The organism is Virgibacillus sp. DJP39, from assembly GCF_049310925.1.
In the GTDB taxonomy this organism is placed as follows: Bacteria; Bacillota; Bacilli; order Bacillales; family Amphibacillaceae; genus Virgibacillus_F.
Genome location: NZ_JBMERP010000008.1, coordinates 68293 through 83960, shown reverse-complemented (window position 1 = coordinate 83960; position 15668 = coordinate 68293). Strand labels below are relative to the sequence as shown.

Here is a 15668-nt window from a genome sequence, read left to right as displayed (position 1 = left end):
CAAAATCCAATAGTTTATCATTCATGGTTTAAATTCACCTCGCCATCGCCAGTAAGTGCGGCAATAAGAGCACCACGTACAATAATTCCAACTAATTTTTCCCCGTCCACAACTGCTACGGGAACAGGGGAGTTGTGAATCACAGTGAAGATGTCATTTAATGGGGTATCTTTCTCTACTTTTGGTATGTCTGTCCGTAAAATTTCATCAATATTACGGACATCATTTTTTTTAGCGTGTGAAGCTTCGTCTGCTGTTACATAACCTTGAAGGTTACGCTGGCCATCCACAACAAAAATGCTGGATAAACCTTCTTCACGCATTCTCTCCAGGGCAACCCGTGGTCCGTGTTTCTCTATATTAATAGTTTCAGGTCGCTTCATAATTTGTTGAGCAGTTAATACCTTGGAACGGTCAACGTCCTCAACAAACCGTTCAACATAATCATTAGCCGGATTCACCAGGATTTCTTCCGGTGTACCAATTTGGACAATCAATCCATCTTTCATTAATGCTATTCGATCTCCTAATCGAAGCGCTTCATCTAAATCATGCGTGATAAAGATAATCGTCTTCTGCATACTAGCCTGAAGATCAACCAATTCATCCTGCATCTCTTTACGTATTAAAGGGTCAAGTGCAGAAAAAGCTTCATCCATCAGTAAGACTTCTGGATCATTTGCCAGTGCACGTGCTAAACCAACACGCTGCTGCATGCCTCCTGACAATTGATCTGGTGTTTGGTGGAAATAACCACCGAGTCCAACCAACTCTAAAGATTCTTGAGCTTTTTTGGCTCGTTCTTCTTTTGGTATCTTTTGAATTTCCAATCCATATTCCGCGTTTTCCAGAATCGTCCGATGTGGGAATAAGGCAAAGCGTTGGAAAACCATACTCATTTTTTCCCTTCGAACATTCCGGAGTTCTTGTTTATTCATGGTAGAAAGATCTTCTCCATCAATTAAAACACTACCTTCAGTTGGTTCTATTAAGCGATTTAATAAGCGTACTAATGTAGATTTACCACTTCCTGACAACCCCATAATGACAAATATTTCTCCAGCTTCAACTGAAAATGTTGCGCGGTTAACCCCGACCGTATTTCCGGTTTGTTTAAGAATGTCATCTTTAGATGTGCCTTGGTCAAGTAACTTAAGCGCATGTTTAGGATTTTTGCCGAAAACTTTTGACAAGTTTTTCACTTCAATTACCGACACTTTGTCCACCTCTACTTTTCATATTTCAGTTAGCTATTTTGTTGGTAATATAATCTCCCGAAAATGAATTTATTATCCATTGATAAAATGAAGTTTCCTTTAAAAATTTAAATATTATTGGATATTGGGTGCTTATGAGATAATACTGCTAAACATTGAATGATACTCAGGCGTGTACTATAGATAAAAAGGGGATAATTTTATATGAGAAAACCTACTTCAAAAACTGTAATGCACAGCTATCCAGGAATGGTCGCTTTGGTCACGGTCTCCTATAAGGGGAAAATTAACATTATGGCAGCAGGCTGGCATTCTTATATTTCGCACAACCCACCGATATATGGAGTAGCAATTGGCAGAGAGCGGTATACATATAATCTAGTGAAAAAGGCTGGCTGTTTTGCGATTAATTTTTTGACTAGTAAAGAAGCGCAATTTATACAGGAAACTGGTGTATATTCTGGGAGTACTCTGGACAAGTTTGCGAATGGACAAATGTTATATGATACAGGAATTAGCATTGATGCGCCCATCCTTCGAGATGCATATGTTGCATATGAATGTAAGACAATTGATATCAATTCATATGGAGATCATGATTGGTTTGTTGGAGAAATCACCCAATGCTACCGTGATGACGATTTGTTTCTAGAAAATGGGCTTCCTGACTTTGATAAACTAGAAATCCCACTTTATCTTGGCCGTTCAAAATATGCCCAGCTAGGAAAGAAGAGTATTGTGGAAGAACATAAAATTGAAGAATAATTGTATAGATGAAGCAACCTTTGATACCAGAGGTTGTTTTTTCTCTAATTGGTTGGGTCCACCTAAAAAGAAAAAATGATTCAATTCATTAGATATCAAACATAAGCTATAGTAGTTAGACTTTTATGATAAAATAAACTCACATAGGTATAGAAGCTTAAAAGACTTGCTATGAAAAGGTGGAGGGAAATGGAAGAATCATTGTCAAGGGTGCGGCGGCGAATCGTAAGAGATGAGCTTAAGCAATTAGAGGAAAAGGGCTATATCACTGAAGATATTTACATAAATGTTGTTAATGCACATAATCAGTTTTATATAAATATAGAGGAACAAGAAACACTGCTTAAAAAAGAGCAAAACGTGAAGCAGGATACGAAGAAAAATTCCAGTTCAAAGGTGGAGAAGCCACCAGCGAAAATTAAGAGTCCACGGTCACCACAAGAGGTACGTGAGAGAAATATTACTTGGTCGTTGAACCTTGGCGTTATCTTATTGTTAATTGGTGGGTTGGTACTTGCAACGAGCACCTGGGATTTGCTTGGAAACTGGATGAAAACCGGATTGATTGCTATGGTTTCATTGCTGTTTTTTAGTCTTGCTTATTTTACAAAAAAGGTATTAAAAATATCGAAGACTGCATTTGCGTTTCATGTGTTAGGTAGTTTATTCCTGCCAATCATTATTTTATCTGCAGGTTATTTTGAACTATTAGGCTCCTTTTTTTCCTTTGATGGAGAGGGGCGTTACCTCTATGGTGCAGCAGGAAGCATAGCCATTTTACCCGTCTATCTTTCACTAGCGTTTCGTTTAGGTTCACGATTGTTTATATGGTTTTCGTACGTGACAATTAGTAGTTTTGTAAGCTTTCTGATTGCTTCATTGTATTTGCCAATTGATGGATTTTACCTTGGAGTTATGATGTTTAATGCATTGCTAATCCTAGCTTACCGGTATCTTAGGTTAAAGAATAAATTTAAACTGTTTCTCAAGGAATTTGTTTCTTATATCCAAGCAAATTTAATACTATCAACTTTATTAATGATAGTATTTTATAATAATGAATTGGTTCATAGTGGTAATTTACTTTTAACAGCAGCATTGTATTTTGCAATGATTTTTGTGACTAATCAAAAAGAGTACCATTTTGTATTCAGCGCTATGCTTGTTTACGGGGCCTATCAGTTGATTGAGTTTTCGATTTTAAACGAGGTTGGTCCACTTATTTATGCATTACTTGGAATTATATTTGTTCTGGTACCAATGATGTTGCCCAAAGATATACCATTACATAATGCTTTTCGTTATACGAGTGCAGTTGTGTCGTTTTGTGCGTTTCTTTATATTACTTTTGAAGGAATCTTACTGAAAATGGGGGACCCTTCCCTTGTCTTAGCACTAGCTTATATACTTATCTCGTTAAATTTTACATACCTGGCTACAGTAGTAAAGATGCGTGTGTTCAATTATCTAAGTCCAGTTTTCTTTATGGTGGGTTTGTATGAATTCGTTCTTCTCATTCAAGAGTTATATGACTATCAACATTTAAATTTAGCCATGTTTGTAGCCGGTTATCTATTTTATATCATCTTTGGCTGTATCATTAAGTTATCCTTTTTCCAAGAAGTAAGGAACAGGACCAGAGATGTTTCGACAGTTGTAATGGTTATTTGTATTTTGGTTGGATATATCGAACAATCCTGGTGGCAGGCAGGAACGATGCTGTTAGTGGTAAGTATGCTAACAATAGTTGTTGATCGGTTTGAAAAAAGAATTGTTTTTGCAAAAAACTCGATTGCTTCCTGGATTCATGCTGTGTCACTAGGGATGGCGGTAACTACCTATTATGCTGCGATAGTTGCTGACCCTATATTTTATCGATTCACTAGTTCAACAGATGCTGAAAACCTGGTTTTGGCGGGGATTATTGTTTTACTCGTTAGCTTTGTATGGAGACAACTGAAGCGTGATGTTTTTTATACCAACACTTTTTTAGTGGCGCAGATTTTTTACGCTTATGGTATACTGCAGACTTTTTCAGACGGCTTTGATGCAACGCTGAGGTGGATTATTGTACTTGGTGGAGTTGGCATGGCTTTTCTATTATACAAGAAAACGCAATGGACTACAGTATCCTATGTTGTGAGTGGCTTTTCATTATTGTTTTATTTAACATTAATTTATGCGGTTAACGTTCAGCTGCAAATTCAACCGTATCTATTTCAATATGTGCAGTTCACAATTGGTGCGGTTCTGCTACTAGTATCAGGGTCTATTATTGGCAATCGTGATACTAAACTCGCCACTAGTTTCTGGTGGATTGGGCATTTGTATTTGCCTTTTGCGTTAGCCGTAAGTATCCTGTTCTATGTTGAGGATGCGTTTTATGCATTTGCTGTTGCGGTAATTTGCTACGGTATAAGTGTTCACCAAGCAGAAAACGAATGGAAGGTAAAAACCTTTCTTTATGCATGTTTTTCTACACTATGGATAGCCATAAGTTTATCTATGGTAATTATGAATCTAGAGGAACAGATACATTACAGTTTCTTAATAACAAGTGTGATTATTGTCTTTCTTTGGTATATAAGTAAGGGCTTATGGGTAAAAAGGATCGCCTATTATGCTGTTCCGTTTTCGATAGTTGGTATCACATCGCTTTCTAATGTATATCCGTATGAACTGGATACATTTGTTTTGACGATCTGTTACGCGTTTGTGGTGCTTTTCATTATCCATAAGGAAAAATGGGATTTACTTAATGTTGTTCCATTAATTTTAATTTATTATGCACTGCTGGCTTATAGTCAGTCAGATGAGCTCACAACAGTGCTACTTGCTTTTTTTGGTGGAATAGTAACCGTCATAGGCAGTGTCTTCTATTCTACTATTTATCAAGGTAAAAAAAATAAACTAGGCACGATTGACTGGTATTCTATTATTGGCTTAATGGCGTTTATCAATTTATATGGTTTGACTGGAGAAACACTATGGTCAAAACTTCTACCTGGAATATTAATAGTTAATTATCTTATTATTCAACGTAAACGAATTCCTTTCCTTGCAATAAAGTGGGTACTCTTTGTAGCTGGTATTTATTTAATGCAGCCTTATTACGCTGCCATTAGTCATTTCCAAATTCCTGAATTAATCGAAATGGAATTGTATGTGTTGCCTTGGATCATTCCTGCAGTTCTCCTGAAAAAAATAACAGTCTCGCAGCATAAAACGATGGTGAGTCGGGTTCAATGGGTGATATTACTCATCATATCTTTATTACTCGTACAGGACGGGATGGCAAGCAACACAATCTATGATGCACTGATTGTAGGTGTGTTATCGCTTGCGTCAATATTAGCAGGGATGGCCTATCAAATGAAGTCATTTTTCTTTGTCGGTTCAGGTGTCTTATTATTAAATGTGTTCCTGCAAACAAGACCATATTGGGGAGAAATGCCGTGGTGGGTATATTTATTAATTGCAGGATCAATTCTAATAACAGTAGCAAGTTACAATGAATGGCACAAACAAAAGACTTCTGAAGGGAAGGAAACATTGATTTCTATTATTAACAAAAGGATTGTGAAGAAGATTAAGAAGTGGGATTAACAAAAATGGTACTGAACTTACTGGTGAACAGGGGTAAATAAACATGAGAACTACAGAAGAAATGATGGATTTAATTTTAACAAAAGCAGAGAATGATGAGAAGATCCGCGCAGTGATGATGAATGGGTCACGGGTAAACCCTAATGCGACCAAAGATAGGTTTCAGGATTTCGACATAGTGTATGTTGTTTCAGACCTTGAATCTTATACAAATGATCATGCGTGGATAGATTATTTTGGTGAAAGAATTATCATGCAAATGCCAGATGAAATGATTTTGCCACCAGCTAGTGGTAATGATAAATTCGTATATCTAATGCTATTTGAAGATGGAAATAGGATTGATTTAACGTTGGTTTCTATAGACTTGGTTGGTCAAGTTTTGGAAAAAGATAGTCTAAGTGAAGTTTTAATCGATAAAGATAATTTATTTAAGAGTTTACCACCAGCAAATGACTCTGATTATCTAATTACAAAACCAACTAGTAAGTTATTCACAGACTGTTGTAACGAGTTTTGGTGGGTTAGTACTTACGTAGCAAAGGGACTGTGGAGAGAAGAACTTTCGTACACCAAATATTGCATGGAAGTCCCAGTGAGAAATATGCTAATTAGAATGCTAGAGTGGCATATAGGTACTCAAACTAACTTTAACGTTAGTTCGGGGAAATCTGGAAAACTCTTAGAACAATACCTTAGCGTAGAAGAATGGGAAAAATTTGTTCGCACCTATCCAGACGGAGACTATTCCAACATATGGACTGCATTATTCACGATGTGCGAATTGTTTCTGGAGGTTAGTGAGTCTGTTGCAGTCTTATTTAACTACAAATCTTTTGATGCTGAAGGGGTTTATTCATACTTGAGATACGTCGAGCAACTCCATATAAATAAGAAGGTATAAACTACTAACATTTTTAAATAAATAATATAGTCCAGTACGACAAATTAGTCGTACTGGACTATATTATATTCATGTTGTTTTACACACATTTTTTACTTTCTCGATCCAACCAAATGGATCTTCTTGTTTTCCGTATTGAATTCCAGTCATTGTGTCATATAATCGTTTGGCTACATCTCCTGTTTTCCCGTTATTAACAAACAGATGTTCATCATTCCAGGTTAACTGGCCAATTGGAGAAACTACTGCAGCAGTACCAGTGCCAAACGCTTCCTCGAGCAACCCATCCTTATTTGCCTGAGCTAGCTCCTCCATAGAAATCCTTCGCTCTACAACCGGAATGTTCCAATGTTTTAATAATTGTATAACCGAGTTTCTTGTAACTCCCTCGAGAATACTTCCGTTTAAAACAGGGGTAACTACTTCACCATTAATTTTGAAAAATACATTCATACTGCCAACTTCTTCAATATATTTCCTTTCGACTCCATCTAACCACATAACTTGAGCATAGCCGCTATTTGCAACCATTTCCTGAGCTTTAAGACTGGCTGCATAGTTTCCACCTGTCTTGGCTTCACCTGTTCCGCCAGATACTGCACGGACATATTTGTTTTCAACAGCAATTTTAACAGGATTGATACCTTCTTTGTAGTAGGCACCTACTGGCGATAAGATAACAATGAATTTGTAACTGCGCGATGGGGCAACCCCAATATATGGTTCAGTTGAAATAATAAATGGACGAATATAAAGAGAAGTGCCTTCAGCTTTGGGAATCCATTCTTCTTCCACGGCTACTAATTTTTTAATTGCCTTTAGTCCGAATTCCTCGTCAATAGGAGGAATACAAAGTCGATCGTTGGACCGATTCAACCGTTGCAGGTTTTTCTTAGGTCGAAACAACTGAGCTTCCCCATTAGGTGAAAGATAAGCTTTTAATCCTTCAAATACAGATTGACCGTAATGAAATACCATGGCAGAGGGATCAATTGTTAGTGGCTGGTATGGCACAATGCGTGCATCATGCCATCCTATTGAATCTGTGTAATCCATGATAAACATATGATCTGTGAACACTCTCCCAAATTGTAACTGATCTGATTTGGGTTTTTCTTTTTTAGTAGAACATAGATCCACGTTAATTGTACGCTCTTCCATGTTTTTGCCCCCTTGGTGTTTGAAAGTTGATATCAATACTAATGTATATTTATTGTTTACGCAAGACTTTAATTTTTCCGTTTATTCAGGCTTGATAGATGAAAGCGCTTTATTTGAATTATTTGAAAACTTTTCCTCATAATCCTTGATTTTTAAGATTTATCAGTTTAGAATTCTCTTTATGTTAAATTTTGAAAGGAGGCTCAGCGATGGTTACTTTTGTTTTATCCATCTTATTATTAGTAGTAGGTTATTTTGTTTACGGGAAGGTGGTCGAACGAATTTTTGGGATCAACGACCAGCAGGAAACACCAGCATATTCGAAGCAAGATGGTTTTGACTACACACCGTTAAGTTGGTGGAAGGCTAGTTTAATTCAGCTATTGAATATCGCTGGGCTTGGTCCAATTTTTGGGGCATTACTTGGAGCTTTATATGGCCCAGTTGCATTTTTATGGATTGTTATTGGTTCAATTTTTGGTGGAGCCGTACATGACTATTTCTCAGGTATGCTTTCACTAAGACATGGTGGGGCACAATATCCATATATCGTAGGTAAATACTTAGGGAAAAGCGTACAATCAGTTATCAATGTTGTTTCAATTGTACTCATGATCCTCGTCGCAGCAGCTTTTACTGCTGGACCTGCACAACTTATGTCGGAAATAACACCACTAAGTTTCACTGTATGTATCCTGATTGTTTTTACTTACTTAGTTATTGCAGCGGTTTTGCCGATTAATAAAGTAATAGGAAAAATTTATCCGATATTTGGCGGAATCTTAATCTTTATGGCAGTGTCAATTGGTGTAGGATTGTTCTTTTTTGATAACCCAATCCCGAATATTACGTTAAATAGTTTACATCCGGAAAATTTGCCAGTGTGGCCACTGTTAATGGTTACCATCTCTTGTGGAGCTATTTCAGGGTTTCATAGCACACAGAGTCCCATTCTTGCACGAACCTTAAAGAAAGAAAGTGAAGGAAGAAAGGTTTTCTATGGAGCTATGATTGCTGAAGGGGTAATTACCTTGATTTGGGCGGCAGCTGGAATGACATTCTTTGGTGGAACTGGGGCACTCAATGAGGCACTTAGCGCCGGTGGACCAGCTGGAGTTGTTAATGAAATAAGTATTTCAACCCTTGGTACACTAGGAGGTATTCTCGCAATTTTAGGTGTGATTATTCTTCCAATTACAACAGGGGACACCGCACTACGTTCATCCCGAATGATGCTTGCTGATCTATTAAGACAGGTTACAAAGAAGAAATTTGAAGGTAAATTATCACTAATCTTATTAATTATTCCTGTAGCAGTACCAGCATTCTTGTTGACTCAAATGAATTATAGCTTTCTATGGCGCTATGTGGGATGGACAAACCAGGTTGTAGCCACAGTAATGCTATGGACAGGTGCTATGTATCTGTTAAAGCATCATAAGTTTCATTGGATTTGTAGTTTACCAGCTTTATTTATGACTGGGGTTACAAGTATCTATATATTTTATGCACCAGAAGGCTTTGGTTTATCGTATACAACCTCTATGATTATCGGATCTGTTATCTGGCTAATTATCGGCCTTTGGTTTATCTGGCAAGTCATTAGGCATAGGGCAGCAAGGAAGAGTGCTCCTGTCACATCACAGCTATCAAGCTCTTCGGTTCGGTAGCATTTGAAAATAAGAAAGGTTACGACATTGGTACGACTAATCTGGAAAAAGCTGATTAGTCGTACCTTGTTGTAATAATTAAATTTAAAATGATTTGTTTGCTGTACAATAAGGATATACATAAACCTTAAAATGGGGGATTAACAGATGACAAAAGCCATCATGTTTGATTTGGACAATACTCTACTGTGGGATGAAAAAAGCGTAAAGAAAGCGTTTCAATCTACTTGTTTACGTGCATCACAGAAGTATGGAGTAGACGCTGAAAAGTTGGAAAGTAGTGTTAGGGAGAATGCTCGATTGTTGTATGCCTCTTACGATACGTATCCCTTTACACAAATGATTGGAATAAATCCTTTTGAAGGTCTGTGGGGTAATTTCAACGATAACGAAGAAAACTTCCGCAAATTAAAAAAAATTGTTCCGACATATCGGAAAACTGCATGGAACAAAGGATTACAGGATCTGGGAATTGATGACATTGAGTTTGGGTATAAGCTTGCGGAAATATTCCCTGTAGAACGAAAGAAATACCCCTTTGTTTATGAAGATACGTATAAGGTGTTGAATCATCTGAAAGGGAAATATCAGTTGTTATTGCTAACAAATGGCTCACCTGACTTACAGCGAACAAAACTGAACATGTCTCCCGAACTTGAACCATACTTTGATCATGTAGTGATATCTGGAGGTTTTGGAAAAGGAAAACCAGATCCATCTATTTTCGGACATGCTCTCGGCCTTTTGTCTATTGAGAAGGATGAGGCTCTAATGGTGGGAGATAACCTAATGACTGACATTCTTGGCGCATCGAGAGTTGATATAACGTCTATATGGATAAATCATTATCAGCAGAAAAAAAGTGACATTTCCCCAACATACGAGGTTTCTAGGCTTGAAGAAATTTTACAAATTATACATGCAATCAATTAACTCAAGATAGCCAAAGACAAAAAGGACCGACCTAAGATAGATTTAGGTTGGTCCTTTTGTGTGCGATTTTATGCGTCTGCTTCTGAACAGTCGCTTTCGCTTTTCTATTTGTCTAGCTGCAGCGACTAGAGGCTGCCGTCATAAGCAATGGTTACTTCAAACGCTTAACCCGGCGTTTTCGAACCCTTGTTTATGCGTCCGCTTCTGAACAGTCGCTTTCGCTTTTCTTTTTACAAATCTATGGCGGTGATGGTGTAGATTTCGTTTAATTCTTTTAGAGCCTTTAGTCCTTCTTCTTCTAAATGTTTATCGATTTTGAGTACCATGATAGCATCTCCACCAACATCAGATCGATCAACCTGCATGGTTGCTATGTTAATCGTTTGTTCTGCTAGCAGACTACCAATTCTACCAATTACTCCTGGTTGGTCTTTGTGATGAACGACGAGGATATAGCCTGTTGGTGTAACATCTACACTATAATTATCCACTTTTACAATTCTTGCCCCTAAACCGTTTAACAGGGTTCCTGAGACGCTTCTTTTCCCAGACTTTGTTTTGATTTCTACTCTGATAAGATTGGTGAATCCTTTTGCTCTTGAGGTTTTGCTTTCATTGACAGTTATGCCTTTACGTTCGGCAAGGAACAGGGCATTAACGTCGTTGACATGGTTACCCAAATGACGTTTTAAGAGTCCTTTTACCGTGTTTCTGGTTAATGGTCCCACTTCAACATCTGATAAGGCTCCAGAGTAATAGATGTTAATTTCCTCTGCTACTTCTTGCGTTAACCCAATAAGGAATGAGCCAAGTTTTTCTGCTAAATTAAAATAAGGTTCAATTTTGACCATAATATCCTTTGGTACAGACGGTAGGTTTACAGGATTTTGAACTAAATTTCCTGATAAAAAGCTAACAACATCATGGCTAACATCTACTGCAACACTTTCTTGTGCCTCGAAAGTGCTGGCACCCAAGTGAGGGGTGGCAATTACTTCAGGCAATTCCAACAATTTATTATCTAGGAATGGTTCTTCTTCAAACACATCAAGCGCTGCTCCGGCTACTTTTTTCGAGATAATCGCATCATACAATGCGTCCTCGTCAATAATGCCTCCCCGAGCACAATTAATGATGTGGACGCCAGTTTTCATTAATTTAAAAGCATCAGCATTTATTAAGTGTTTTGTTTCTTTCAGCAGGGGAGTATGTACAGTAATGAAGTCAGATTTTTTTAACACATCCTCAACTGTACCGAACTCAACTCCTAAATTATCGGCTTTTTCTTCGGTTAAAAAAGGATCGTATGCAATTACATTCATCCGCTGACCTTTAGCTCTGTAAGTGACTTCTGTTCCAATTCTACCCAAGCCAATAACACCAAGCGTTTTATTTTTAAGTTCAACACCAACGTATTTTTTTCGATCCCATTGATTATTTTTCAGAGCATGGTACGCCTGTGGTATGTTTCTGGATAAAGACATAATCATCGCCATCGTGTGCTCTGCTGCTGAGTTTGTATTGCCGTTTGGCGCATTGACAACGATAATCCCGTTTTCTGTAGCAGCGTCAAGGTCAATATTATCAACACCAACTCCAGCACGACCAATGATTTTTAATTTAGAAGCTTTGCTAATTAGTTCACGCGTAACTTGTGTCTGACTCCTGACTAATAGGGCATCAAATTTACCAATCTGATCTGCTAAAGCATCGGGGGTCAGGGCAGTGTTTATTTCAATGTTCATATTTTCATTTGCACGGAGCGGTTGAATCCCTTCCTCACTAAGTGGATCGCTTATCAAAATGTTAAACGTCATTATTCTACCTCCAGTTTTAAGTAAACTTCTTGAGCTGCGCGAGTTCCTGCACCAAGATCAATAGACTTACCGGTCTTTATTAACCCGATTTCTATGGTACTGATGATTTGTAGTACATCTGCAGGAGAGCAATAACCCATATGGCCAATTCGGAAAATTTTATCTTTCAAATGCTGCTGTCCACCTGCGACAGACAAACCAAACTCTTTATTTATTATTTTTCTTAAATCTTCTGGGTTAAAATCCAAGGGTTTAATAGCTGTAACGGTAGGTGATGCATCAATGTCATCTGTTAGCAAAGGAATATCCAGTGCACGGAATGCGGATCTGGTCATATTCATCATCAATTGATGCCTACTGTATACGTGTTGAAGTCCTTCTTCGTTTATAAGCTCAAGAACCTGTTCCAATCCGAATAAAAGGGATAATGCTGGCGTGAAAGGTGTTGAATTTTTTTCTAAACTATCTCGGTACTTTTCTAGATTGAAATAGAAGCGGGGTTGCGGGTTTTCCTCGATGACTTTCCATGCACGTTTGCTTGCTGCAACAAACGTTAAACCAGGTGGGAGCATCATCGCTTTTTGTGATCCTGTAACTAATAAATCAATCCCCCATTCATCCATTTTTACGTCAACAGCCCCAATACAAGAAACGCCATCAATGACAACCAGAGCATCTGAGTTCTGGTGAACAACCTTTGCCAGACTTTTAACTGGATTCAACACACCTGTCGAAGTTTCACAATAAGTAGCAAATACACTATTAATTTCTGGATGCTCTAAAAGAAAAGACTTTATTTTGTCGGGGTCTAAGGCTGATCCCCAATCAACATCATAGCGGTGATAGGTAATCCCATAACCTTCACATATTTTAGTGAAACGGTCTCCAAAGGCACCTGTTACGATAATCAACACCTCATCACCAGGCTTCACAGTATTAACAACTGCTGCTTCCAAGCCGGATGTTCCGCTACCTGAAATAATTAGAACGTCTTGTTCAGTTCCAAATATAGGTTTCAGCTTAGGCTTAATTCTTTGCAGTAATTCTTTCGTTTCCTGCCCCCTATGTCCAATCATTGGTTGCGTCATTGCTCGTTGAACACTTGGTGGAATGGGACTTGGACCAGGAATTCTTAGAAAATGTTGATCTGGTAGCATATCTATTGCTCTCCTTTTTTGTGGGTTCATTGTCACCACCTGATTTATGTCGAAATTAAGTTTTCTGCTCTGATATATTGGTGTTTAATTTTAATTTAGCATAGCAAACGTGTATTAGTTGTCAATATATTTCGTTAACGTAGAAAATAATGTTTAATTTTGTAAACGCTTAACAAACTGTGGTTGTTGACTTTAAAATTTTAATGAAATAAATACATTGAAGAATAAGAAAATTAGTCATATAATTGTTCGATAAGAAGGGTGGTATGCTGTATGAAAAAAGATTTACGGATTAATAGTAGTGTGTTTAGCGAAGGTTCTATGAAAGCACCGAACCGCGCAATGCTTAGAGCAGTAGGAGTGACTGACGAAGATTTTAAGAAGCCCATGATAGGTATTGCCAGCACATGGAGCGAGGTTACACCATGTAATATACATATTAATGACTTAGCCACTAGTGCGAAAATGGGTGCTAGAGAAGCGGGTGGGGTACCTTTAATATTTAATACTATTACTGTGTCAGATGGTATTTCCATGGGCACGCAAGGGATGCGTTATTCGTTACCTAGTCGTGATGTAATAGCTGACTCGATTGAAACAGTTGTAGGCGCTGAAAGCTTGGATGGACTAGTTGCTATTGGAGGTTGTGATAAGAATATTCCGGGTTGCATGATCGCAATTGCGAATGCAGAAGTACCTGCCGTTTTTGTTTATGGTGGCACGATTTCACCTGGAGTTCACAATGGTAAGGATATTGACATTGTCTCTGTATTTGAGGGTGTTGGCCAACATAACAGTGGTAAAATTGACAATGATGAATTACGCTCAATTGAATGTAAGGCTTGTCCGGGCGCAGGATCTTGTGGCGGTATGTACACAGCAAATACGATGGCATCTGCAGTTGAGGCTATGGGGATGAGCTTACCTGGAAGTGCATCAAACCCTGCTGAATCAAAGGACAAGGAAAGAGACTGTTCAGCTGCTGGAGAAGCAGTTTATCATTTGCTGGAGAAAGATATTTACCCAAGAGATATTATGACAAAGAAAGCTTTTGAAAATGCAATCACAGTTGTAATGGCATTAGGGGGATCAACGAATGCTATCCTGCATTTGCTGTCTATTGCTCATGCTGCTCAGGTCGATTTAACGATTGATGACTTTAATAGAATTCAGGAGAAAACGCCACATCTTGCTGACCTTAAACCGAGTGGTCAATATGTAATGCAGGACTTGCACCGGGTTGGGGGAGTACAGGCAGTTATGAAACTTCTCTTTGAAGCAGGATATCTACATGGGGACTGCATTACGGTAACAGGAAAAACTGTTGCCGAGAACCTAGCTGACGCCCCATCACTTGAAGAAGGTCAAAAAGTAATTATGCCGTTCGATAATCCCAAACGAACTGATGGACCACTAATTGTTTTAAAAGGTAATTTATCACCAAGCGGTGCTGTTGCTAAAGTATCTGGAGTAAAAGTAAAGCAGCATACCGGGCCAGCTCGCGTATTCAATACAGAAAAGGATGCTACTACAGCTGTACTTGAAAACGAAATCAATGAAGGAGATGTGTTGGTAATTCGATACGTTGGTCCAAAAGGTGGACCTGGCATGCCAGAAATGTTGTCCGTCTCAAGCTTATTAGTTGGGAAAGGACTTGGAGAGAAGGTTGCTTTATTAACTGATGGTAGATTTTCAGGTGGTACCCACGGTCTAGTAGTTGGACACATTGCTCCGGAAGCTCAGGTTGGTGGACCAATCGCATTATTAAAAGAAGGAGATCTTGTTACAATAGATTCAGACAAAAAAGATATCTCTTTCAATGTCTCGGACCTTGAGCTAGAGAAAAGACGTACTGATTGGGAAGCACCTGCCCTTTACAAAAAAGGAGTCTTAGGGAAATATGCTCACAATGTTTCCTGCTCATCAAAAGGTGCTGTAACAGACTTTCTAAACAAATCTTAAACAGACATTTAAAATGGCTCCAGTTCATGCTGGAGCCATTTTTTCGCAAAAAATTATGTAAATTTTTCAGATTGATGATTCCACGATATATAAGGGTTGTAAACGCATACATTATTTTTAGATTAATCCGAAGTATCAAAAAAATTAAAAAACATGTTGACCAACTGCGGAAAACGTTATATGATTATCGGCAACATAAATTATTGAAATTGATAACGAGAGAATAAGGAAACACAGTTTCAATCATAATAAAAAAATATAAATTAAATCGACGAAGAGAACGAGGAACATCTGATTGTATTTACAGAGATCTAGGATTTGCTGAGAACCTAGGAATACATATTGTTCTGATACCATCTCCGAGTGCTGAGTTGAACGGTATTTCTTATTAGACTTGGTCAGGTGCGTCACGTACCTGTTATCAAATTGGGCTATTTTTAGCCTCATAAGGTAGTATTTGTAAGAATGCTACAAAC

The 15668-nt window shown here is 38.0% G+C and carries 10 protein-coding genes; 6 read left to right on the top strand and 4 right to left on the bottom strand.

Annotation, left to right across the window (positions count from 1 at the left end; genetic code table 11):
- Window positions 1-17: 17 nt before the first annotated feature.
- Complete coding sequence (locus ACOI1D_RS05075; RefSeq protein ID WP_422499740.1) at window positions 18-1217, bottom strand: quaternary amine ABC transporter ATP-binding protein; 1200 nt, start codon at window positions 1215-1217, stop codon at window positions 18-20.
- Window positions 1218-1421: 204 nt separating this feature from the next.
- Between ACOI1D_RS05075 and ACOI1D_RS05070 the strand changes: the two genes are divergently transcribed.
- The 3 genes from ACOI1D_RS05070 to ACOI1D_RS05060 all read left to right on the top strand — a co-directional run bounded on the left by ACOI1D_RS05070 (window position 1422) and on the right by ACOI1D_RS05060 (window position 6492).
- Window positions 1422-1982: a flavin reductase family protein gene (locus ACOI1D_RS05070; protein WP_422499735.1), complete on the top strand. Its 561-nt coding sequence runs from the start codon at window positions 1422-1424 to the stop codon at window positions 1980-1982.
- Between the two features lie 189 nt (window positions 1983-2171).
- Complete coding sequence (locus ACOI1D_RS05065) at window positions 2172-5588, top strand: SCO7613 C-terminal domain-containing membrane protein (RefSeq protein WP_422499733.1); 3417 nt, start codon at window positions 2172-2174, stop codon at window positions 5586-5588.
- Between the two features lie 43 nt (window positions 5589-5631).
- Entirely contained in the window at window positions 5632-6492 is an 861-nt protein-coding gene (locus ACOI1D_RS05060; RefSeq protein WP_422499732.1) for an aminoglycoside 6-adenylyltransferase, read from the top strand.
- A 69-nt stretch (window positions 6493-6561) separates the two neighbouring features.
- On the opposite strand, the gene ACOI1D_RS05055 is transcribed toward ACOI1D_RS05060, so the two are convergent.
- A complete protein-coding gene (locus tag ACOI1D_RS05055; RefSeq protein WP_422499731.1) occupies window positions 6562-7653 on the bottom strand; it encodes a branched-chain amino acid aminotransferase in 1092 nt (363 codons plus the stop codon).
- 209 nt (window positions 7654-7862) lie between these two features.
- Here ACOI1D_RS05055 and ACOI1D_RS05050 point away from each other — a divergent pair, with 209 nt between their 5' ends.
- Window positions 7863-9323, top strand: a complete 1461-nt coding sequence (locus ACOI1D_RS05050; protein WP_422499729.1) for a carbon starvation protein A — start codon at window positions 7863-7865, stop codon at window positions 9321-9323.
- A gap of 147 nt (window positions 9324-9470) precedes the next feature.
- Window positions 9471-10256, top strand: coding sequence for an HAD family hydrolase (locus ACOI1D_RS05045; protein ID WP_422499728.1), 786 nt, complete (start codon window positions 9471-9473; stop codon window positions 10254-10256).
- A gap of 230 nt (window positions 10257-10486) precedes the next feature.
- On the opposite strand, the gene serA is transcribed toward ACOI1D_RS05045, so the two are convergent.
- Window positions 10487-12073: a phosphoglycerate dehydrogenase gene (serA, locus tag ACOI1D_RS05040; protein ID WP_422499727.1), complete on the bottom strand. Its 1587-nt coding sequence runs from the start codon at window positions 12071-12073 to the stop codon at window positions 10487-10489.
- Window positions 12073-13230 carry a pyridoxal-phosphate-dependent aminotransferase family protein gene (locus ACOI1D_RS05035; RefSeq protein WP_422499739.1) on the bottom strand — a complete coding sequence of 386 codons (1158 nt, stop codon included), beginning with the start codon at window positions 13228-13230 and terminating at the stop codon, window positions 12073-12075. The genes serA and ACOI1D_RS05035 overlap by 1 nt, the downstream gene beginning before the upstream one ends.
- A gap of 273 nt (window positions 13231-13503) precedes the next feature.
- Between ACOI1D_RS05035 and ilvD the strand changes: the two genes are divergently transcribed.
- Window positions 13504-15192, top strand: a complete 1689-nt coding sequence (ilvD, locus tag ACOI1D_RS05030) for a dihydroxy-acid dehydratase (RefSeq protein ID WP_422499725.1) — start codon at window positions 13504-13506, stop codon at window positions 15190-15192.
- Window positions 15193-15668: the final 476 nt, after the last annotated feature.

Bases quoted from the DNA above. Each gene is read 5' to 3' on its own strand.
- ACOI1D_RS05070 (WP_422499735.1), top strand. From the start codon at position 1,422: ATGAGAAAACCTACTTCAAAAACTGTAATGCACAGCTATCCAGGAATG.
- ACOI1D_RS05065 (WP_422499733.1), top strand. From the start codon at position 2,172: ATGGAAGAATCATTGTCAAGGGTGCGGCGGCGAATCGTAAGAGATGAG.
- ACOI1D_RS05060 (WP_422499732.1), top strand. From the start codon at position 5,632: ATGAGAACTACAGAAGAAATGATGGATTTAATTTTAACAAAAGCAGAG.
- ACOI1D_RS05055 (WP_422499731.1), bottom strand. From the start codon at position 7,653: ATGGAAGAGCGTACAATTAACGTGGATCTATGTTCTACTAAAAAAGAA.
- ACOI1D_RS05050 (WP_422499729.1), top strand. From the start codon at position 7,863: ATGGTTACTTTTGTTTTATCCATCTTATTATTAGTAGTAGGTTATTTT.
- ACOI1D_RS05045 (WP_422499728.1), top strand. From the start codon at position 9,471: ATGACAAAAGCCATCATGTTTGATTTGGACAATACTCTACTGTGGGAT.
- serA (WP_422499727.1), bottom strand. From the start codon at position 12,073: ATGACGTTTAACATTTTGATAAGCGATCCACTTAGTGAGGAAGGGATT.
- ACOI1D_RS05035 (WP_422499739.1), bottom strand. From the start codon at position 13,230: ATGCTACCAGATCAACATTTTCTAAGAATTCCTGGTCCAAGTCCCATT.
- ilvD (WP_422499725.1), top strand. From the start codon at position 13,504: ATGAAAAAAGATTTACGGATTAATAGTAGTGTGTTTAGCGAAGGTTCT.